The organism is Enterobacter sp. Taxon_8 (assembly GCF_058354585.1).
Window position 1 is genome coordinate 2458012 of sequence record NZ_CM177989.1, and the last position, 19697, is coordinate 2477708.

Genomic DNA, 19697 nt, shown 5'->3' on the forward strand with positions numbered 1-19697 from the left:
AAAGAATGCCTGTTAAAACTTTTTTGCTAAAGCATTTACCAGCAAGATGAAATTAAAAAACCGGGCGTAAAGCCCGGCTCTTTTTTCTGACGAAACTGTCGCTATTCGCTCAACCCGCGATTCTCCAGCATCGGTTCAATCTTCGGATCGCGCCCGCGCCAGCTGCGATAAAGTTCAGCCAGATCCGTGCTGTTACCACGAGACAAAATCGCCTCGCGGAATTTTTGCCCGTTTTCACGAGTTAAGCCGCCCTGCTCGACAAACCATTGATAGCCATCATCCGCCAGCATCTGCGTCCACAGGTAGGCGTAATACCCCGCCGCGTACCCGCCGCCGAAAATATGGGCAAAATAGCTGCTGCGGTAGCGCGGCGGTACGGCGGGCAGATCCAGCCCTTCTTTTTTCAACGCTGCCGCTTCAAAGCCTTCAACGTCCGAAACGGCCTCGCCGATGCCGTGCCAGTTCATGTCCAGCAGCGCGGCAGCCAGCAGCTCCGTCATGTCATACCCCTTGTTGAAATGGGTCGCGTTGAGCATGCTTTCCCGCAGAGCGTCCGGCATCGGCTCCCCGGTTTCGTAATGGCGCGCATAATGGGTAAACACCTGTGGATGGCTGGCCCAGTGCTCGTTGATTTGCGACGGGAACTCAACAAAATCACGCGGCGTATTGGTGCCGGAAAGCGTGGCGAAACGCTGGCTGGCAAAAAGACCGTGCAGCGTATGGCCAAACTCGTGGAACAGGGTTATCACGTCATCCCAGGAGAGAAGCGCGACACCGCCATTCGCCGGTTTTTGATAGTTACAGACGTTGTAGATCACCGGACGGGCAGCAAACTCGAAGGATTGCTCGACGAAATTCCCCATCCATGCCCCGCCCTGTTTGGAATCACGGGCAAAGAAGTCACCGTAAAACAGCGCCATGCCCTCACCGGTGTGGTCGAAAATTTCCCATACGCGGACGTCCGGATGATACACCGGGATATCAAAGCGCTCGACGAAGCGAATGCCAAACAGCTGGCTGGCGGCCCAGAATACGCCATCCTGCAGCACGGTATTGAGCGCAAAGTAGGGCCTGATCTGCGACTCATCAAGGGCATATTTTGCCTGGCGCACGCGTTCGGCATAAAACGCCCAGTCCCAGGCCTGGACGGTGAAATCGCCCTGCTCATCGTCAATGACTTTCTGAATGTCGGCCTGCTCGCGTTCCGCGCGGGCGCGCGCGGCAGGCACAATGCCGCGCATAAATTCCAGCGCGGCGGCCGGGGTTTTCGCCATCTGATCGGCGATACTCCAGCTGGCGTAATCCTCAAAGCCCAGCAGGCGGGCTTGCCGCGCGCGCAGCGCCGTCAGACGAAGGATCAGCTCGCGAGTGTCGTTTTCATCCCCTTTCTGGGTGCGCGTCCAGCCTGCGTTGAAAAGGTTTTCGCGGGTCTGACGATTGCGCAGCGCGGAAAGCGCGGGCTGCTGGGTGGTGTTCAGAAGCGGGATCAGCCAGCGATCGTTCAGCCCTCGCTCCGCGGCAGCCTGCGCGGCGTCCGCGATTTCACCGGCGCTGAGCCCGTCAAGCTGGTGCGCGTAATCCACCACCAGCCCACCCGTTTTATCGGCAGCCAGCAGGCGCTGGTTAAACTGGCTGGTCAGGGAGGCAGCCTCGGTATTCAGTGCCTTAAGCTCGGCCTTTTCCGTCTCATTCAGACGCGCACCGGCCAGAATAAACCGCTGATACGTCTCCTCGACCAGACGACGGGATTCGGCGTCCAGCGCGGCACGGTCCTGCCAGACGCTTTCCACGCGGGCGAACAGCACGTTATTCAGCCAGATATCGTTTGCCAGCGCGGCAAGCTCGGTGGAGAACTGTTCTTCCAGCTCCTGTAAATACGGATTGGTGTGCGCGGAAGTCATGGCGAAGAACACGCTGCTGACGCGCGCGAGCAAAGCGCCGCTTTTCTCCAGCGCCAGCACGGTGTTCGTGAAGTCAGGCGCAGCGGACTGAGAGACAATCGCGTCAATGTCCGCCCGCTTCTGGCGAAGGGCTTCATCGAAGGCCGGACGATAGTGGCTGTCGTCGATCTTATCAAAATGGGGGGCCTGGTAAGGCAGCAGGCTGATGTCAAAAAAGGGATTGGTGGCCGTCATCTTTCGCTCCTGAGTACGGGTATCCTCCCAGAGTAGGCCAGGCCGCCATCCCCTGCAACGCCGTCATACAAATGTTGCCTTAACGCACCCTCTGCGGCCGTGCTATGTTAGTACAACACAAAAAGCGTTGAGGAACAGTGAGATGATTATTTTAGTTACCGGGGCAACGGCAGGTTTTGGTGAAAGCATCACGCGTCGCTTCGTCGCCAACGGGCACAAGGTTATCGCGACCGGCCGCCGTCAGGAACGTCTGCAGGAGCTGAAGGACGAACTAGGCGACAGCATTCTGACCGCGCAGCTGGACGTGCGTAACCGCGCGGCGATCGAAGAGATGATTGCGAATCTGCCAGCAGAATGGCGCGCCATCGACGTGCTGGTCAACAATGCCGGTCTGGCGCTGGGCATGGAGCCCGCCCACAAAGCCAGCGTGGAAGACTGGGAAAACATGATCGACACCAACAATAAAGGGCTGGTCTATATGACCCGCGCGGTGCTGCCGGGCATGGTTGAGCGCAATCGTGGCCACATTATCAATATCGGCTCCACCGCCGGAAGCTGGCCTTATGCGGGCGGCAACGTCTACGGCGCGACGAAAGCGTTTGTGCGCCAGTTCAGCCTTAACCTGCGGACCGATCTGCACGGCACCGCCATTCGCGTCACCGACATCGAGCCGGGCCTCGTGGGCGGCACCGAGTTTTCCAACGTGCGCTTCAAGGGCGATGACGCGAAAGCAGACAAAACCTACGAAAACGCTAACGCGCTGACGCCGGAAGATGTCACCGAAACGGTCTGGTGGGTGGCGACGCTGCCAAAACACGTCAACATCAATACAGTAGAAATGATGCCGGTCAGCCAGAGTTTTGCCGGGCTGAGCGTCCATCGCGGCTAAATCTGCCCTTCCCGGCCTGCGGGCCGGGTCTGTTTCGGGTTATAAAAGAATGGTAGTATGCTCAGGCTAACTCTCTGAGAAATGACAACTCATGGCCGCTGAATCGCAACTCAACCCCACCCAGCCCGTAAACCAGCAAATCTATCGCATTTTGCGACGTGATATTGTCCATTGCCTGATCCCACCGGGAACGCCGCTTTCTGAAAAAGAGGTGTCCGTGCGTTTTGACGTTTCCCGTCAGCCGGTGCGTGAAGCGTTTATTAAGCTTGCTGAAAACGGTCTGATTCAGATCCGCCCGCAGCGCGGCAGCTACGTGAACAAAATTTCACTCTCTCAGGTGCGCAACGGCTGTTTTGTTCGCCAGGCCATTGAATGCGCGGTGGCGCGCCGTGCCGCAACGCTCATCAACGACAACCAGTGTTATCTGCTGGAGCAAAACCTGCATCAGCAGCGAATTGCGATTGACCGTAAGCAGCTGAATGATTTCTTCCAGCTTGATGATGAATTCCACCAGAAACTGGCGCAGATTGCGGATTGCCAGCTTGCCTGGGACACCATCGAAAACATCAAGGCCACCATCGACCGCGTGCGTTATATGAGCCTCGATCACGTCTCCCCGCCGGAAATGCTGCTTCGACAGCATCATGATATTTTCAGCGCACTGGAAAAACGCGACCCGGACGGCGTGGAAAAAGCGATGACGCTGCATCTGCAGGAAATTAGCGAATCCGTGCAGCTGATTCGTCAGGAAAATAGCGAGTGGTTTAGCGAAGAGTAATATTCGCCGCCCCTTTCGGACGCGGCGATGGGTTTAGCGAACGACTAACACCGGAATAGTGGCGTAGCGCAGGATAGATTCCGCATTTGACCCCAGCAGATGGGTGCTGATGCCCGGATTTTTCGACCCGATGACGATCGCGTCATATTCCCCCTCTTTGCTCAGCCTGATGATTTCATCGCGGACGTTGCCAAAGCGAACCAGGCTGTCAATTTTCTCCGGCGAAATATCGAAAAGTCTTTTTAACGCGTTCATCTTCTTACCGGATTCCTCCGTCATATACTCTTCGAACTTTTTAATATCGGCGTTAAATCCACGCAGCAGGGATCGGCTGCTGGCCGGCAGAATATTGACCAGGGTAATCGAGGCGCCCTCCGCCTTCGCAAGGTTTGCCGCGTGGCGAACCGCTTTGTCGCTCAAATCCATTTCAAACACATCAACAGGCATCAAAATCTTCTTATACATAAGCCTGACTCCTTATTCCGATGAAAGGGTTATTTCCTGTACCCAGAATGGCATCAGGAATATAAACCAACCCTCAACGCTTCCCTGCTGAAACTATCATTTAATGAAAATAACGGTCTGCTTTGTAAATTGCTGTAGTGAACCGTCAGCGCCCGGCACAATAAAGAAAAAAGTGTGAGTTTGATCAAAAACAAAAACATGTGATGCAGACAGGCGTATTTATATGCTCCGTGAACGGCACCCCTGAAATAACGCCGTAACGAAGAGGTTAGAGAGGAGAAAATACCATGATGACATACGACCGTAACCGCAATGCAATCACCACCGGCAGCCGCGTCATGATTAGCGGCACGGGCAAAACTGGCGTGATTAAAGCGATCCACAGCGACGGGCTGGATGCCGCGCAGGTGCGCCGCAGCAAAACGGTTGAAGTGGAAGGATGCGAAGGTAAGTTCGAACCGATTGAGCTGATTCGCCTGGGTATGCACTAAACGGTGCGCGGACATGCCGCCGCGCACGGCGGCATGTGCTGAATTACCGTTGAGACACGTACTGCTCCACGGTCGCTTTCGCTCCCTTTTGCAGCAGCGTCAGGTAGGCCTTCATCACCGCGTCAACAAAGACGGCTTCACGCGGTAACTCCTTGCCAAAGATGGCTTCAAGGCCGAGCAGCGCCCTGACCCGGCTTTCCCCTTCCGCACTGCCCTTCACCGTCGCCTGAATCACAGCCAGCTGCGGGTCGCTTACGTCAATCGCGTTGCCCTGCTCGTCCACGCCGCCGACATAGCGCATCCAGCCTGCCACGCCCAGTGCAAGCAGCGGGAAAGGCTTCTGATGCACCAGGTGCCAGCGCACGGAATCCAGCATGCGCTGCGGAAGCTTCTGGCTGCCGTCCATCGCAATTTGCCAGGTCCGATGGCGCAGGGCCGGGTTGCTGTAGCGGGCAATCAGGAGATCGGCATAGCGTCCTAAATCGACGCCTTTGACCTTCAGCGTGGGCGCCTGCTCGTTGAGCATCAGCGCGTGCGCGGCGCGGCGGTAGTTCTTATCTTCCATGCAGTCGTTGATATGCTGATAGCCCGCCAGATAGCCCAGGTACGCCAGGAACGAGTGGCTGCCGTTGAGCATGCGCAGCTTCATCTCTTCAAACGGGATCACGTCCGACACCAGTTCAGCACCGGCTTTTTCCCACGCAGGCCGACCCGCCACAAAGTTATCTTCGATCACCCACTGGCGGAACGGTTCACAGGCCACCGCCGCCGGATCGCGCACGCCGGTCAGCCGTTCGATTTTATCCAGCGTATCGGGAGTGACCGCGGGCACGATGCGATCCACCATGGTTGACGGGAAGGTGACGTGGGATTCGATCCAGTCCGCCAGCTCACCGTCTACCGCACGGGCGTACGCGCCGGTGACATTGCGCATCACGTGACCGTTCTCCGGCATGTTGTCACAGGACATCACGCTAAACGCCGGCAGACCTGCCGCCTTACGTCGCGCAAGCGCTTCCACGACGACACCCGGTGCAGATGTTGGCTGGTGCGGGTTTTGCAGGTCGGCTACGATAAACGGATGATCGAGCATCAGTTGCCCGGTCGCCGGTGAGTGACAGTACCCCTTCTCAGTGATGGTCAGCGAGACAATCGCTACCTGCGGGTCACACATCGCCGCCAGCACCGTCTCCAGCCCGTCAACCTGCGCATGCAGCGCCTTTTTGACTACGCCAACTACGCGGGAAGTCCACGCATCGGCAGACATCTCCGCCACGGTATAGAGATTATCCTGGGCCTTCAGATCGGCAATCTGCTGCTCGCCGCCAATCAGGTTAACCTCACAGTAGCCCCAGTCGCTGCCGTGCTCAGCGGCGAGGATGTCGGCGTATACCGCCTGGTGCGCCCGGTGAAATGCGCCGAAGCCTAAATGTACAATGCGTGATTGAAGGCCGTCGCGATCGTACTGAGGCAGCGTCGCGTTGGCCTCTAATAATGTGTTTTCCATGATTAAGACTCGTTAATTAGAAAGCTGTGGATCGCTGCCGCTCTTTTTGAAGCGGCAGCGCCTGCTGACTATACCAACTAGAATGGCAGTTGGAGTAAAAAGAGAACTGCCATCAACCATACTGAAACTGCCGTTTGATTTTTTGATATATATTAACTTTTGCTCATCTGGTGTGACATAAAAACAAAGTTGTGTGACAGGTCGCGCAGGCTGTAAACCACTAGCGTCGCGAAGAGACAGCACCGTAACCCACACTCTCTTCTGGCGCAGACTCGGCTGCGTCATGCGCCGCGCTCAAATCACGGTCGCGCACTTCCGGCATCAGGATCGCCGAGACCAGTCCAATCGCGGAATAGGCCACCAGCATGGCAACAATGGGCCACCAGGAGCCGGTCATATTGCAGAAGATCCCTGCCAGCACCGGACCAAAGCCCACCGCCACCAGACCGCCCGCCTCTTTGGAGATGGCCATACGCGTAAAGCGATTTCCCGAGCCAAACATCTCCGCCATGGTGATATTTTCCAGCGCGAAGAGCCCCAGAACGGCGAAGTTATGGATAACGATGATAGAGAGCATGATCGTCCCCGGCGCATAGCTCTTATCGACGATGATCGACAGCATCGGGTAGGCGAGCAGAATGGCGGAGATGTTGAGGATAATATACGGCAGACGGCGCCCCACTTTATCGGAAAGCCAGCCCAGCAGCGGGATGGAGATAAACCCGAGAATGGAGCTGATCATCAGCGCATCGGTCGGGATGGCCTTATCGAACAGCAGCGTCTGGACCAGATACCCGGCAAGGAAAGTCTGGATCAGACCCGAATTACCCGCCTGACCAAACCGCAGGCCGGTCGCCAGCCAGAAGGATTTGCTTTTCACCATCGAACCCAGCGAGGTATCCGGCTGCACGCTTTGTGCATCGTTTACTTTCTCAAAGACCGGGCTCTCCTTGAGATTCATACGCAGCCAGATGGCGAAGATCATCACCACGACGCTGGCGAGGAACGGCACGCGCCAGCCCCAGGCAATCAGCTCTTCACGATCGAGGACAAAGAACATCACCGCCCAGATCGCCGTGGCGCTGAGCGTTCCGCAGTTCGTGCCCATCGCCACCAGCGAGGAGATGATGCCGCGTTTCCCTTTCGGCGCGTACTCCGCCAGCATGGTCCCCGCCCCGGAGATCTCAGCCCCGGCGCCCAGGCCCTGAATAATGCGCAGCGTCACCAGCAGCACGGGGGCAAAAATCCCGATCTGCGCGTAGGTCGGCAGGACGCCAATCAGCGTGGTGCAGATCCCCATCATGGTGATGGTGATGAACAGCACCTTCTTACGGCCAATGCTGTCGCCCATTCTGCCGAAGATAAAGGCGCCGACGATGCGCGCAATATAGCCTGCGCCGTAGGTCCCCATCGCCAGGATCAGCGCCATCGCGGCGGACTGTTCGGGGAAGAAGATCTCATGGAAGACCAGGGCGGCCCCCAGCGAGTAAAGCTGAAAGTCCATAAACTCCAGAGCGGTGCCCAGCCAGCCGGAAACGGCGGCTTTCACCAGATCGGAAGTGGTTCTTTGAGGTTGTGCTTGCGTCATAATGGCTATCTCTGAAAGGTAAGATGCGTACCACCAGAGCCTGTCTCCGCAGGCTCTTAACCGCGTATTTGATTATTGGCCGAACGTGAGTAAGACCTTGCAGCACTGCCGCTGGTCTTTTTCAAACAGTTCGATGGCGTCTGTTACATGGTGATAGTCAAAGGTATGGGTGATCAGTTTTTCCGGGTCGATCAGCCCTTTCTTCAGCCAGTCGATGACGACCGGGAATTTATTGGCATTGAGGCGGGAGGAGAATATCGCCAGCTCTTTGCCGGTGATGCCCTGCTGAACAATCTGGCTCGGCTCGCTGGAAAAGCCCATCAGCACGATGCGCGCCGCCGGAGAGGCCAGGGTTATCGCTTCCTGCAAAATAGCTGGATGGCAGGCGGCATCAATGATTAACGTCGGTTTGATGCCCTTTTCGTCCAGCGCGGCCTGCAGCGACTGCTCACCGTTATTAAAGACCCAATCCGCGCCGCTGCGCCGGGCCATCGCCAGGCGCTCGTCTATGCGGTCAACCACGATAACCTGCTTCACCTGATAGACGCCTTTCAGCGCCTGCACGGTGACCAGCCCCATCGGGCCTGCGCCGTAAATCAGCGCGACGTCCTGCCCGGTGGGACTGGCCTGCCCCGTCACGTTGGCGGCGATGGTGAAGGGCTCCACCATAACGGCGTGTTTATCAGGAATGTCATCCGGAATGGGCCAGGCATTTTGTGCAGGTACTGCCGCATATTCGCTGAAGCCGCCGTCACGGTGAACGCCCAGCACCACCAGCGAGGTGCAGACGTTCGGTTTTCCCACCGAGCACGGGTAGCAGTGCCCGCAGCTGATCACCGGGTCAACCGAGACGCGCTGGCCCAGGCGGGCAGCGTCAACGCCCTCGCCTGTGGCGTCAATCACGCCAAAGAACTCGTGGCCGATCGTGCGTGGGTATTTCGCAAAAGGATTATGGCCGCGATAGATGTGGCTGTCCGACCCGCAGATACCCGCCAGCGTGATTTTCACGCGCACTTCGCCTGCGCCTGGCTCCGGGCGTGGCCGCTCTTCAATCACCAGTTCGTTCGGCTGCTGAATCACTACGCTTTTCATCGTTCTCTCCTCGCTTACCAGTTCCACAGCGTGCCGTCTTCGAGACGGGCCACCGGCAGATAGGCCGGATCGTACGGGTATTTCGCCGCCAGCTTTTCATCAAACTCGATGCCCAGCCCCGGCTTATCCCCCGGATGCATATAGCCGTTATCAAAGCGCCAGCTGTGCGGGAAGACTTCCAGCATCTGTTCGGAGTAGCCCATGTATTCCTGCACGCCAAAGTTCGGCACCCACAGGTCGAAATGCAGCGCGGCGGCATGACAAACGGGCGACAGATCCGACGGACCGTGTGAACCGGTACGCACCTGATAGAGCGAGGCAAAATCAGCGATGCGACGCATCCCGGTAATGCCGCCCGCGTGGGTAATGGTGGTGCGGATATAGTCGATAAGCTGCTCTTCGATAAGCTGCTTGCAGTCCCAGATGCTGTTAAACACTTCGCCTACCGCAATGGGGGTGACGGTGTGCTGGCGGATCAGACGGAAGCAGGCCTGGTTTTCCGCAGGCGTTGGATCCTCCATCCAGAACATGCGGAATGCTTCGATGCTCTTGCCGAAGCGCGCCGCTTCAATGGGCGTCAGGCGGTGGTGCATGTCGTGCAGGAGATGCTCATTGAACCCGAATTTACTGCGCACCGCGTCGAACAGCTTCGGCGTGAAATCGAGGTATTTTTCGGTGGACCAGAGCTGTTCTTCCGGCCAGTCGCCTTTGGTCGCAGGCTCGTAGGCCAGCCCCTTCCCTTTGGCCATGCCGTAGGTGGTTTTCATGCCCGGCACGCCGCACTGCACGCGGATCGCCTTGAAGCCCATCTCTTTATGGCGGGCGTAATCTTCCAGCACGTCGTCAATGGTGTGGCCGGTGGTATGGCAATAGACCATCACCCCTTCCCGGGAGGCGCCGCCCAGCAGCTGGTAGAGCGGCATGTTGGCCGCTTTGGCTTTGATATCCCACAGCGCCATATCCACGGCGGAGATGGCCGACATGGTAACCGGACCGCGACGCCAGTAGGCGCCTTTATAGAAAAACTGCCATATGTCTTCGATGCGGTGCGCATCGCGGCCAATCAGCTGCGGGCAAAGGTGATCCTTCAGGTATGAGGCCACGGAGAGCTCGCGTCCGTTTAGCGTAGCGTCACCGAGACCGACAATCCCCTCATCGGTGGTGATTTTAAGGGTGACAAAGTTCCGCCCCGGGCAGGTAACAAACACGTCAGCCGCGACAATCTTCATAATTCCTTTCCTTACATCGCTCGTTGTGATGCTGGAAACTTACGCAACTACACTACTACCATACAAGTATAAAGATCATAAAATCAGCTAACGATCACAAAAACCGGGGGCTCAGGCGCGCCCCCATCCCACCACAATAATCAGCATACCGCACAGGGCAATCAGCGCCCCGGCCCAGTCGTATGCGCTGAGTTTGACGCCGTCCACGACGCGCAACCACAGCAGCGCTGTACACACATAAACACCACCGTAAGCCGCGTAAACGCGACCACTGGCCGCCGGATGCAGCGTTAACAGCCAGACAAACAGGGCAAGCGCGACGCCCGTAGGGATCAGCAGCAGTGCGCTTCCCCCCTTCTTCAGCCAGAGCCAGGGCAGGAAGCAGCCGATGATTTCGCATAGCGCGGTGGCAAAAAAAAGCAGTGTCGTTTTAAGCATATTTCACGTCAGGTGAGGATTTATTTAACCATCATACCTGATGATGCTCTTTACTTTTCCATACTTGCCCCGCGGGTATGCCGTCATTTCGCATTAGTGTAGAATCTGTACGGGGTAACCTGATTACCTGCACCCATTTAAAAGGAAACGCTATGACCACATTAAGCAAACGCCTTTGTCTGACAGCCCTGCTGGCGCTGTCATCGTTCGCCTTTGCCGCCTCTGCGACAGCGGAAACCAGCAAGCTCATTATTGAGTCTGGTGACAGCGCGCAAAGCCGCCAGAACGCCGCTATGGACAAAGAACAATGGAATGACACCCGTAGCCTTCGCCAGAAGGTCAACAAACGTGCCGAAAAAGAGTGGGACAAAGAAGATGTTGCTTTTGACGCACGCGATAAGTGTCAGCAAAGTGCAAACGTCAATGCATACTGGGAGCCAAACACCCTGCGCTGCCTGGATCGCCGCACTGGCCGCACGGTAGCCCCGTAATGTCGGTGTCCTGCGACGTCAAACTCCGTCCGCTGGAGCGTGAAGACCTGCGCTTTGTGCACCAGCTCGACAACAATGCCAGCGTAATGCGCTACTGGTTCGAAGAGCCTTACGAGGCGTTTGTCGAGCTGTCCGATCTCTACGATAAACACATTCACGATCAGAGTGAACGTCGTTTTGTGGTGGAGTGTGAAGGTGAAAAAGCCGGGCTGGTGGAGCTGGTTGAGATCAACCACGTTCACCGCCGGGCGGAGTTCCAGATAATCATCTCCCCTGAGCATCAGGGAAAAGGCCTTGCGTCACGGGCGGCTAAGCTGGCAATGGATTACGGATTCAACGTTCTGAATCTCTACAAGCTTTACCTGATTGTGGATAAAGAGAACGAGAAAGCGATCCATATCTACCGCAAGCTGGGCTTTATGGTGGAAGGCGAGCTGATTCACGAGTTCTTTATTAACGGTGAATACCGCAATACCATTCGCATGTGCATTTTCCAGCATCAGCACCTGGCCGGACATAAACCGTCTGGCGCCAGCCTGCTGAAACCGACCGCGCAGTAACCTGCGCGGTTTTATTTTCAGTAATATTCAATCGTATTTTTGATGGTGTACTTGCGCTCAACGGCGGGTTTGACGCTGTCGTCCGTGATCGTCAGATCGCAGCTCACCGGGTTATTGTGGCGGTCGTAGTCGCAGCTCTGCTTCACGTTACCCAGCGGCTTGTCGTTCAACATGCTCACGGCCGAGTAATCCATTCTTTTGCGAAGATCTTTAGACGGCGTCGACTGAACGGACAGGTGCTGATCCCCGGAAACGGTGGTTTTGCCCAGCGGGTAGCCATCCGCGTCGTAGCGATACTTCACTTCCATCTCTTTGCCGTGCGCCGTCACCACAAAACCGTTGTCGTCGGTATCCCACGTTATCCCGGCTGACGGCAGTTCGGCCAGCTGGCATTTCCCCTGCAGCTTCACTTTGCGCTGCTGGGTTTCAGCGTCAAGATAGTAATTGGCATCCAGCACCAGCGCCACGCCGGTGTTGGCCTCCAGGTCGTGCAGCTCCAGCGTATCGAAACACCCTTCCGACGAGACGGTGCCGGTGACCCGTTTGGACACTTCGCCCTTCTCGTTGAACAGCGTCTGGGTAAAGTCTTTGACCGGGCCGCGCAGCGGGTCAAAATCAAACTCGTTTGAAAAACTCGCCATCTCGGGCGTAAACGACAGCGGCGCGGAGCTGTTGTCGCACCCCACCAGTGTTGCTGCCAGTAGCGTTATCGCTGCGTATATCTTCACATTCATTTCCGTAAAGGGAGATTATTCCCAATCATATTAGCAAATACAGCGGCTTACGCGATAGTGAAAACGAATCATCTGAACGCGGAGAAAACCGGTCTCGCCCACGCAGACGGGAAACCAGGCTATATTTTATGGGGAACGGTCAACGCTAAAGGATATATTATGACGGGCATTTCAAAAGAGATTGAATATTACAAAACGAACTTCCTGAATCATCCGTTATTTAATTATCTCAATGACGATGCATTATCGCTTGATGAGCGACTGAGGTTTTTACCCTATATTTCACATTTTGTCATGAGCTTTGCCGATATTAATAAATATATTTTGCCGTTTGCGACGCCCGCCAATGCGCTGGAACGGGCAGTGAATACCCATGCCAGGGAGGATGCCGAACACTGGCCCTGGTTTCTAAACGATCTGCAGACCAGCGGGCAAAATTCCGCCGCTAGCCTCACAGAACACCTGAGCTTTCTGTGGTCTGATAACCTGATTAACAGCCGAAAGCTGACTTACCATTTAATTCAGACACTTCACAATCAAAGCGCCAAAATGCGTTTAATCGTAATTGAAGTCATGGAGGCAACCGGCAATGCGACATTTGATACGCTGGCATCCATAACAAAGGGCACGGATAAACAGCTGGAATACTGCGGTCATTTACATTTGAGTCATGAGACTGGACATTCAATGGGGAGCGAGGATGAGATTGTAGATACCCTGAATTTAACGGAAGAGGAAAGAAATAAAGCCAGCCAGATGATTGTTGAGTGCTTTAATGCGTTTCATCGTTTTTTTGATGAAATATTTGAGAATGTCTCACCAGAGCATTCCCGTTCGATTAAATGATAGCGGCTCGCCGCGCGGGGGAGCCAGCTACGCGTAACAGCATTAAGATTAATCAGAAAATTACAGATAAAAACATAGACTTAAGTCTCCCCTGCTACACTAATTCAACACACAGAGAAAAGGAGCTATAGATGAAACGGTTACCCTGGATTACCGCCCTGCTGTTAATGAGTGCCTCGACGGCCGCGCTGGCGGCACCGGATTCCTGCGAGCGCGTGAAAAGCGACATTCAGCAGAAGATCGTCAACAACGGCGTGCCTGAGTCAGGTTTTACGCTGAACATCGTGCCGAACGACCAGGCCGACCAGCCAGGCACGCAGGTGGTGGGCCACTGCGCTAACGACACGTTTAAGATTTTGTACACCCGCACTGGCAGCGGTGCGGCAGCTGAACCTCAGTAATTGAGCTTCAATCCACTTTGATTTGATAAGGATTAATATTTAGTCTCCCCAAATTAGTGACACTCACCCCATCATTAGCCCGGATATCATTTCGGGAAAAATAATACGCAATTATAATGATGGGGTGAGCCATGTCCGATGCTGAAAATCACGGCGGAATTAGCCGTCGAACTCTCGTGAAATATACGGCGATAGGTTCTCTGGCGCTTGCCGCTGGTGGGATCTCGCTTCCATTTGGTCTTAAAAGCGCTGCCGCCGCGGTGAAGGGCGCCGTCCAGCCCCCTGAAGATACCGTCGTGTGGGGCGCCTGCTCTGTCAACTGCGGCAGCCGCTGTGCGCTGCGTCTGCACGTGCGTGACAACGAAGTGTACTGGGTCGAAACGGACAACACCGGCGAGGATGTGTATGGCGATCACCAGGTGCGCGCCTGCCTGCGCGGACGTTCAATCCGCCGCCGCATCAATCACCCTGACCGTCTGAACTACCCGATGAAGCGCGTGGGCAAACGCGGCGAAGGCAGGTTTGAACGCATCACGTGGGATGAAGCGCTCGACACTATCACCGCCAGCCTGAAAGACGTGGTGGCTAAATATGGCAACGAAGCGGTGTATATCAACTACTCTTCCGGAATTGTCGGCGGCAATATCACCCGCTCTTCCCCTTACGCTTCGCTGGTGGCGCGCCTGATGAACTGCTACGGCGGTTTCCTGAGCCACTACGGCACCTACAGCACGGCGCAAATTGCCTGCGCAATGCCCTACACCTATGGCAGCAACGACGGCAACAGCACCTCGGATATCGAAAACACTAAACTGGTGGTGATGTTCGGCAATAACCCGGCGGAAACGCGCATGAGCGGCGGCGGGATTACATACTATCTTGAGCAGGCCCGCGAGCGGTCCAACGCGCGCATGATTGTTATCGACCCGCGCTACACCGACACGGCAGCCGGACGCGAAGATGAATGGATCCCGATCCGTCCTGGAACCGATGCCGCGCTGGTGGCGGGTATTGCCTGGGTATTAATCGACGAAAACCTGGTCGACCAGCCGTTCCTGGACAAATACTGCGTTGGCTACGACCAAAAAACGCTGCCGGAAGGCGCGCCCGCTAACGGTCACTACAAAGCATATATTCTCGGCCAGGACGATGACCACACGGCGAAAACGCCGGAGTGGGCCTCACGCATCACCGGCATTCCCGCAGAACGCATCGTTAAGCTTGCCCGGGAAATTGGCTCCGCGAAGCCGGCCTATATCTGTCAGGGCTGGGGACCCCAGCGTCAGGCGAACGGCGAGCTGACCTCGCGCGCCATCGCGATGCTGCCGATCCTCACCGGAAACGTGGGGATCAACGGCGGGAACAGCGGCGCGCGAGAGTCGACCTACACCATCACCATTGAGCGTATGCCGCTGCCGGATAACCCGGTCAAAACGCAAATCTCCTGCTTCAGCTGGACGGACGCCATCGCCCGCGGGCCGGAAATGACCGCCCTGCGCGACGGCGTACGCGGAAAGGATAAGCTGGACGTGCCGATTAAGTTCATCTGGAACTACGCGGGCAATACCATCATCAACCAGCACTCCGATATCAATAAAACCCACGATATCCTGCAGGATGAAAGCAAGTGCGAAATGATTGTGGTCATCGATAACTTCATGACGTCGTCAGCGAAATACGCCGATATCATCTTGCCGGACCTGATGACCGTCGAGCAGGAAGACATCATTCCTAACGATTATGCGGGCAATATGGGCTACCTGATTTTCCTCCAGCCCGTGACTGCGCCGAAGTTTGAGCGCAAGCCCATCTACTGGATCATGAGCGAAGTGGCGAAACGCCTCGGGCCGGATATCCATCAGAAATTTACCGAAGGACGCACGCAGGAGCAGTGGCTGCAGTATCTGTATGCCAAAATGCTCGAAAAAGACCCTCAGCTGCCGTCCTATGACGAGCTGAAAAAAATGGGCATTTACAAGCGTAAAGATCCGAACGGACATTTTGTGGCCTATAAAAAGTTCCGCGAAAACCCGGATGCCAATCCGCTGAAAACGCCTTCGGGCAAGATTGAGATTTACTCCAGCAAGCTGGCGGAGATTGCGGCCACCTGGGAGCTTGAAAAAGATGAGACCATCAGCCCTCTGCCCGTCTATGCCTCGACCTTTGACGGCTGGGATGCGCCCGAGCGCGCGCGGTTCCCGCTGCAGCTGTTTGGCTTCCACTTCAAAGCCCGTACCCACTCAAGCTACGGTAACGTCGACGTGCTTAAAGCGGCCTGCCGCCAGGAGGTCTGGCTTAATCCTGTTGATGCTGAAAAACGCGGTATTAAGAACGGGGATACGGTGCGCGTCTTTAACGATCGCGGTGAGGTGAGAATTGAAGCGAAAGTCACGCCGCGCATCATGCCCGGCGTGAGCGCCATGGGCCAGGGTGCCTGGCACGACGCCAACATGAACGGCGATCGTATCGACCACGGCTCATGCATCAACACGCTGACCACGCACCGCCCGTCGCCGCTGGCAAAAGGCAACCCGCAGCACACCAATCTGGTGCAGATCGAGAAGGTCTAAAAAGTGAAGCGCATGACCGTGGTTTATTCTATGGTCTATAAATTGGTTTAACACAGTCGCGCGGGCGAAATCCGCGCGAGCAAGGAAGATGTAATGAAAAACGTCTCACAGCGTGAATCGTTCGCGTTTAGCGCCCGCGTACTGGGCGCGCTGTTTTATTTTGCACCCGACAGCGAGCAGGCTGCTCCGCTGGTCCAGGCCCTAACCGCGGGCGACTGGGTTCAGGACTGGCCTCTGCCGCCGGAAACGCTGCAGCCCATTGCCGAATCCTTTGCCTCGCCTGCCGACGAGCCGCTGACGGACGCGTGGCAACGGCTGTTTATTGGCCCTTACGCCCTGCCCGCTCCGCCGTGGGGCTCCGTCTGGCTCGACCGCGAATCCGTGCTGTTCGGCGACTCGACCCTCGCCCTGCGTCAGTGGATGCGGGAGAATAATATCGCGTTTGAGATGCAGCAGAACGAACCGGAAGACCACTTTGGGACATTGCTGCTGCTGGCAGCGTGGCTTGCCGAGAATGGTCGCGATGCTGAGTGCGATCGGCTTCTGGCGTGGCACCTGCTGCCGTGGAGCACCCGCTTCCTGTCCGTGCTTGTCGACAACGCCGGGCATCCGTTTTATACCGCGCTGGGTAGGCTTGCGCAGCTGACGCTCGCGGACTGGCGATCGGGGCTGCTTATTCCGGTTGCGGAAAAGACGCTGTACCGCTAGGAGATATGACTTGCTCGCGGTTGGCGGGCAAGCCTTTATCTTATACCTCTCCACCTGATTCACTCACGCTCTCTTTACTTTGAATGAACCGAAGTGCCAGGTAGAGGTCTGGCGCCAGAATCATGTGATCATCATTCATTGTTGGCCGACTCTCTTTAAACCAGCGGGTTAACTCTGTTTTCCTGCCCGCAAGGATTAACTTAATCTGTCGACCTTTCAGATCGCGCTTTAACTCATTAATGGTTGCCAGAACGCTGATGTCTGAATAGGTGAAGCAGGCAACGGCATCAATGACCACCCATTTAGGCTGTAAGGCTGCCCCATCAACCAGGTTCAAAACCCGACGTTTAAAATAAGCCACGTTAAAATAGGTCAACGGCGAGTTAAATCGATACATCAGCACGCCCGGGACCATTTTAATATCGTTCGTATTTCCTAATGAGTGAATCATTCCATCGTCGTCAGTGCCCAGCAGGTGCTCAGAGGGACGAAACACTGTACGAAGGAACTGTAACAGGCCAAGCAACACCGCAAGGCCGATCCCCTGAATAACGCCGATAATTAAAACGCAGCCAAACGTGAAAAAGGCCAGACGAAATGCCTGTTTATTTCTGCGCCTCAGGTTCCATAATCCACGTAAATCGATTAATGACCACGAGGCATACATTAGAACTATACCTAACGCAGATACCGGAATGTATTGTAATGGCTGAGTGAAAAACACCACGACAATACCGATGATCAAAGCTGCGACCACCGAAACCAGCTGGCTTTTCCCCCCAACCGAATCATTAACCGCGGTCCGGGAATCGGCGCCACTGATAGCAAACCCCTGAGATAACCCCGACATAATGTTCGCAATACCCAGCGCGCGGAACTCTGCATCAGCATTAATTTCATAGCCATTTTTCGCGGCGAAACTTCGGGCGGTCAGCATCAGGCTCACAAAACTGACCAACGCCAGGTTCAGCGCCGGGATCACTAAATCACGCATCGGACCGGGCTGGAACGCCCCCCAGTTAACGACGGGTAAACCGGGCTGGAAGCCTTCTCCCCCAATCGTGGCAATTCCATACTGTTGCGCAGAGGTCACCCATACCAGCGCCGTTGTTATCACAATAGCAATTAAAGGTGCTGGCCACTGGCTGCGATACGTTTTAATCGCCATTAAAATAATTAACGTAAAAAGGGATATCCCTACGGTTAATAAATGGCTATCTGAAAGTCGGCCTGGCAAGGCGATTATTTTTTCAATAACCTGCGCCTCATCAAGCTTAATCGCCAACACCTTGCCTAGTTGCCCGACAATAATCGTCACCGCTACGCCGTTAAGCAGGCCGGTAAGAATGGGATGAGAAAGCAGATCGGCAAGTGCGCCCAGGCGGAATTTACTGGCAAGCAGGCACCACCCGCCCATCATCAATGTCATGATAATTGTCAGCTGCCAGTGCAGTTCGGGATTCCCCGCAGAAAGCGGAAACACGACGGCCGCAATCACCGCGCATGTCGTTGCATCTGGGCCCACAATAAGCTGGCGTGAAGAGCCAAACAGTGCGTAAGCTATCATTGGTAAAACGCAGGAATAGAGCCCTACAATTGCCCCAACACCCGCCAGCTCAGCGTAAGCAATCGCAACGGGTAGCGCTACAGCCGCAACGGATAACCCGGCTTTAACATCATGTTTTAGCCAGCTTTTATCGTAGGCTAACAAATTTTGTAAACCTGGCATGTAGTTTAACAATAGTTTTCCGAACACATTCTTCTCCGGACAGGGATATTTGCCACGTCATGCTGGCACACTTCTCAGTGAGGTTCTGGCTTTCAAATGCTCCGGACTGAGGCCGCCGCCTCTCAGTTCCTGATAAAACTACAGCCATCGTACTTTTCTGACTGGTATTAAACATAGTTCATAAACTACCCCTTAGCCGGAGTTGGCCTGGCCGGACGCTGCAGTGCTGCACGCTGGCAATCTCACCTTCTCTCATATCGTCTGGAATAGCGATGTCATAGAGTCGAGAAAACTTTCTCGGTCAGGTTAGCGCGAAATACCAGCCATCGATCGTTCTTACGCTTAACGCCATATGACGTCCAAAAAAGTTATAAATAAGCATATGCATCTCCGCGCATAGTCATGAGCCTATGAATCTATGATACATACGTCAGACAGATCGGCGAGTATAAAAGGCCAGCGTCCACTCCTCGCTCAAAACTGCTTCAGCAACTATGGAACAACAGCGTTATTTTCACAATTTGTTGTAGACACCTTTATTGATATAGCTTTATTGTACGGCTGATTTCATCACCGCTAAACATCCTAAAATTTCATCCATGGAGTAACTATCGTTCCTTTGAATTTTCATCTGCTTCCGGCGAATAGTGCTGAAAAACACATGCCAGCTTATTCCCGTCAGGATCGCGAAGATAGGCAACATAAAAATCGGGGCCGTACGCGGTTCGTGTCCCTGGCGCGCCTTCATTTTTCCCTCCCGCAAGAAGTCCTGCTGCATGGAAACGTCTGACAAGGTCCGCGTTATCTGCACGGAATGCGAACATTGTCCCGTTTCCCGCCGTTGCGGGATGCCCGTCAAAAGGAGGGCAAATACAGAAGCTGAATCCCTCATCCGGATGATTTTCATCTCCCCACATTGCCCAGTTCTCTGTCCAGGCAGGCAAACGTGAATAGCCAAGCACGTTAAAAACAGCGTCATAAAACGCCACGGAGCGCTGAAGGTCATTTGTACCTATGGTGATATATGTCAGCATCTTGTCACCTCC

19 protein-coding genes are annotated in these 19697 nt (G+C 55.2%); 9 read left to right on the forward strand and 10 right to left on the reverse strand.

From position 1 onward, the window contains the following. Window positions 1-101: 101 nt before the first annotated feature. Window positions 102-2135 (reverse strand): peptidyl-dipeptidase Dcp, encoded by a 2034-nt coding sequence (gene dcp / locus AC4IBF_RS11565; protein WP_136194786.1) that lies wholly within the window; start codon window positions 2133-2135, stop codon window positions 102-104. Window positions 2136-2277: 142 nt separating this feature from the next. Here dcp and ydfG point away from each other — a divergent pair, with 142 nt between their 5' ends. After that, complete coding sequence (gene ydfG, locus AC4IBF_RS11570; protein WP_023292548.1) at window positions 2278-3024, forward strand: bifunctional NADP-dependent 3-hydroxy acid dehydrogenase/3-hydroxypropionate dehydrogenase YdfG; 747 nt, start codon at window positions 2278-2280, stop codon at window positions 3022-3024. A gap of 91 nt (window positions 3025-3115) precedes the next feature. Further along, window positions 3116-3802, forward strand: a complete 687-nt coding sequence (locus AC4IBF_RS11575) for a GntR family transcriptional regulator (RefSeq protein ID WP_014883681.1) — start codon at window positions 3116-3118, stop codon at window positions 3800-3802. Between the two features lie 33 nt (window positions 3803-3835). On the opposite strand, the gene AC4IBF_RS11580 is transcribed toward AC4IBF_RS11575, so the two are convergent. Continuing rightward, window positions 3836-4267 carry a universal stress protein gene (locus AC4IBF_RS11580; protein ID WP_111965759.1) on the reverse strand — a complete coding sequence of 144 codons (432 nt, stop codon included), beginning with the start codon at window positions 4265-4267 and terminating at the stop codon, window positions 3836-3838. Between the two features lie 287 nt (window positions 4268-4554). On the opposite strand from AC4IBF_RS11580, the gene ydfZ reads away from it, so the two are divergent. Beyond that, window positions 4555-4758, forward strand: coding sequence for a putative selenium delivery protein YdfZ (ydfZ, locus tag AC4IBF_RS11585; RefSeq protein WP_014883679.1), 204 nt, complete (start codon window positions 4555-4557; stop codon window positions 4756-4758). 43 nt (window positions 4759-4801) lie between these two features. Here ydfZ and AC4IBF_RS11590 read toward each other — a convergent pair whose 3' ends face one another. The 5 genes from AC4IBF_RS11590 to AC4IBF_RS11610 all read right to left on the reverse strand — a co-directional run bounded on the left by AC4IBF_RS11590 (window position 4802) and on the right by AC4IBF_RS11610 (window position 10612). After that, complete coding sequence (locus AC4IBF_RS11590) at window positions 4802-6265, reverse strand: mannitol dehydrogenase family protein (protein ID WP_133294314.1); 1464 nt, start codon at window positions 6263-6265, stop codon at window positions 4802-4804. Window positions 6266-6485: 220 nt separating this feature from the next. Next, window positions 6486-7853, reverse strand: coding sequence for an MFS transporter (locus AC4IBF_RS11595; RefSeq protein ID WP_133294313.1), 1368 nt, complete (start codon window positions 7851-7853; stop codon window positions 6486-6488). Between the two features lie 72 nt (window positions 7854-7925). Next, window positions 7926-8945 (reverse strand): Zn-dependent oxidoreductase, encoded by a 1020-nt coding sequence (locus AC4IBF_RS11600; protein ID WP_133294312.1) that lies wholly within the window; start codon window positions 8943-8945, stop codon window positions 7926-7928. A 14-nt stretch (window positions 8946-8959) separates the two neighbouring features. Beyond that, window positions 8960-10174, reverse strand: coding sequence for a D-mannonate dehydratase ManD (gene manD, locus AC4IBF_RS11605; protein WP_023292552.1), 1215 nt, complete (start codon window positions 10172-10174; stop codon window positions 8960-8962). A gap of 111 nt (window positions 10175-10285) precedes the next feature. Continuing rightward, window positions 10286-10612 (reverse strand): YnfA family protein, encoded by a 327-nt coding sequence (locus AC4IBF_RS11610; protein WP_133294311.1) that lies wholly within the window; start codon window positions 10610-10612, stop codon window positions 10286-10288. A 152-nt stretch (window positions 10613-10764) separates the two neighbouring features. Here AC4IBF_RS11610 and AC4IBF_RS11615 point away from each other — a divergent pair, with 152 nt between their 5' ends. After that, on the forward strand, window positions 10765-11103 hold the full coding sequence (locus AC4IBF_RS11615; protein ID WP_008502414.1) for a DUF1283 family protein: 339 nt from the start codon (window positions 10765-10767) through the stop codon (window positions 11101-11103). After that, window positions 11103-11663: a spermidine N1-acetyltransferase gene (gene speG, locus AC4IBF_RS11620; RefSeq protein WP_048030664.1), complete on the forward strand. Its 561-nt coding sequence runs from the start codon at window positions 11103-11105 to the stop codon at window positions 11661-11663. Before AC4IBF_RS11615 ends, speG begins: the two co-directional genes overlap by 1 nt. A 17-nt stretch (window positions 11664-11680) precedes the next feature. Here speG and AC4IBF_RS11625 read toward each other — a convergent pair whose 3' ends face one another. After that, entirely contained in the window at window positions 11681-12391 is a 711-nt protein-coding gene (locus tag AC4IBF_RS11625) for a YnfC family lipoprotein (protein ID WP_252092838.1), read from the reverse strand. 63 nt (window positions 12392-12454) lie between these two features. Here AC4IBF_RS11625 and AC4IBF_RS11630 point away from each other — a divergent pair, with 63 nt between their 5' ends. The 4 genes from AC4IBF_RS11630 to dmsD all read left to right on the forward strand — a co-directional run bounded on the left by AC4IBF_RS11630 (window position 12455) and on the right by dmsD (window position 16922). Then, the gene (locus tag AC4IBF_RS11630) at window positions 12455-13243 is read left to right on the forward strand and encodes a hypothetical protein (RefSeq protein ID WP_252092837.1); all 789 of its coding nucleotides are present in this window, start codon (window positions 12455-12457) and stop codon (window positions 13241-13243) included. Between the two features lie 131 nt (window positions 13244-13374). Beyond that, entirely contained in the window at window positions 13375-13644 is a 270-nt protein-coding gene (locus AC4IBF_RS11635; RefSeq protein ID WP_021241220.1) for a DUF1161 domain-containing protein, read from the forward strand. A 131-nt stretch (window positions 13645-13775) separates the two neighbouring features. Beyond that, window positions 13776-16214 carry a selenate/tellurate reductase subunit YnfE gene (gene ynfE / locus AC4IBF_RS11640; RefSeq protein WP_252092836.1) on the forward strand — a complete coding sequence of 813 codons (2439 nt, stop codon included), beginning with the start codon at window positions 13776-13778 and terminating at the stop codon, window positions 16212-16214. 93 nt (window positions 16215-16307) lie between these two features. After that, on the forward strand, window positions 16308-16922 hold the full coding sequence (dmsD, locus tag AC4IBF_RS11645; RefSeq protein ID WP_252092835.1) for a Tat proofreading chaperone DmsD: 615 nt from the start codon (window positions 16308-16310) through the stop codon (window positions 16920-16922). Window positions 16923-16962: 40 nt separating this feature from the next. Here the strand turns inward: dmsD and AC4IBF_RS11650 are convergent, their stop codons facing one another. Together AC4IBF_RS11650 and AC4IBF_RS11655 are read right to left on the reverse strand one after the other, a co-directional pair. After that, window positions 16963-18678, reverse strand: a complete 1716-nt coding sequence (locus AC4IBF_RS11650; protein ID WP_491462831.1) for a SulP family inorganic anion transporter — start codon at window positions 18676-18678, stop codon at window positions 16963-16965. A 581-nt stretch (window positions 18679-19259) separates the two neighbouring features. Then, window positions 19260-19685, reverse strand: a complete 426-nt coding sequence (locus AC4IBF_RS11655; protein WP_133294305.1) for a VOC family protein — start codon at window positions 19683-19685, stop codon at window positions 19260-19262. Window positions 19686-19697: the final 12 nt, after the last annotated feature.

Excerpts from the sequence above, each read along its gene's own strand:
- dcp (WP_136194786.1), bottom strand. The coding sequence starts at position 2,135 with ATGACGGCCACCAATCCCTTTTTTGACATCAGCCTGCTGCCTTACCAG.
- ydfG (WP_023292548.1), top strand. The coding sequence starts at position 2,278 with ATGATTATTTTAGTTACCGGGGCAACGGCAGGTTTTGGTGAAAGCATC.
- AC4IBF_RS11575 (WP_014883681.1), top strand. The coding sequence starts at position 3,116 with ATGGCCGCTGAATCGCAACTCAACCCCACCCAGCCCGTAAACCAGCAA.
- AC4IBF_RS11580 (WP_111965759.1), bottom strand. The coding sequence starts at position 4,267 with ATGTATAAGAAGATTTTGATGCCTGTTGATGTGTTTGAAATGGATTTG.
- ydfZ (WP_014883679.1), top strand. The coding sequence starts at position 4,555 with ATGATGACATACGACCGTAACCGCAATGCAATCACCACCGGCAGCCGC.
- AC4IBF_RS11590 (WP_133294314.1), bottom strand. The coding sequence starts at position 6,265 with ATGGAAAACACATTATTAGAGGCCAACGCGACGCTGCCTCAGTACGAT.
- AC4IBF_RS11595 (WP_133294313.1), bottom strand. The coding sequence starts at position 7,853 with ATGACGCAAGCACAACCTCAAAGAACCACTTCCGATCTGGTGAAAGCC.
- AC4IBF_RS11600 (WP_133294312.1), bottom strand. The coding sequence starts at position 8,945 with ATGAAAAGCGTAGTGATTCAGCAGCCGAACGAACTGGTGATTGAAGAG.
- manD (WP_023292552.1), bottom strand. The coding sequence starts at position 10,174 with ATGAAGATTGTCGCGGCTGACGTGTTTGTTACCTGCCCGGGGCGGAAC.
- AC4IBF_RS11610 (WP_133294311.1), bottom strand. The coding sequence starts at position 10,612 with ATGCTTAAAACGACACTGCTTTTTTTTGCCACCGCGCTATGCGAAATC.
- AC4IBF_RS11615 (WP_008502414.1), top strand. The coding sequence starts at position 10,765 with ATGACCACATTAAGCAAACGCCTTTGTCTGACAGCCCTGCTGGCGCTG.
- speG (WP_048030664.1), top strand. The coding sequence starts at position 11,103 with ATGTCGGTGTCCTGCGACGTCAAACTCCGTCCGCTGGAGCGTGAAGAC.
- AC4IBF_RS11635 (WP_021241220.1), top strand. The coding sequence starts at position 13,375 with ATGAAACGGTTACCCTGGATTACCGCCCTGCTGTTAATGAGTGCCTCG.
- ynfE (WP_252092836.1), top strand. The coding sequence starts at position 13,776 with ATGTCCGATGCTGAAAATCACGGCGGAATTAGCCGTCGAACTCTCGTG.
- dmsD (WP_252092835.1), top strand. The coding sequence starts at position 16,308 with ATGAAAAACGTCTCACAGCGTGAATCGTTCGCGTTTAGCGCCCGCGTA.
- AC4IBF_RS11655 (WP_133294305.1), bottom strand. The coding sequence starts at position 19,685 with ATGCTGACATATATCACCATAGGTACAAATGACCTTCAGCGCTCCGTG.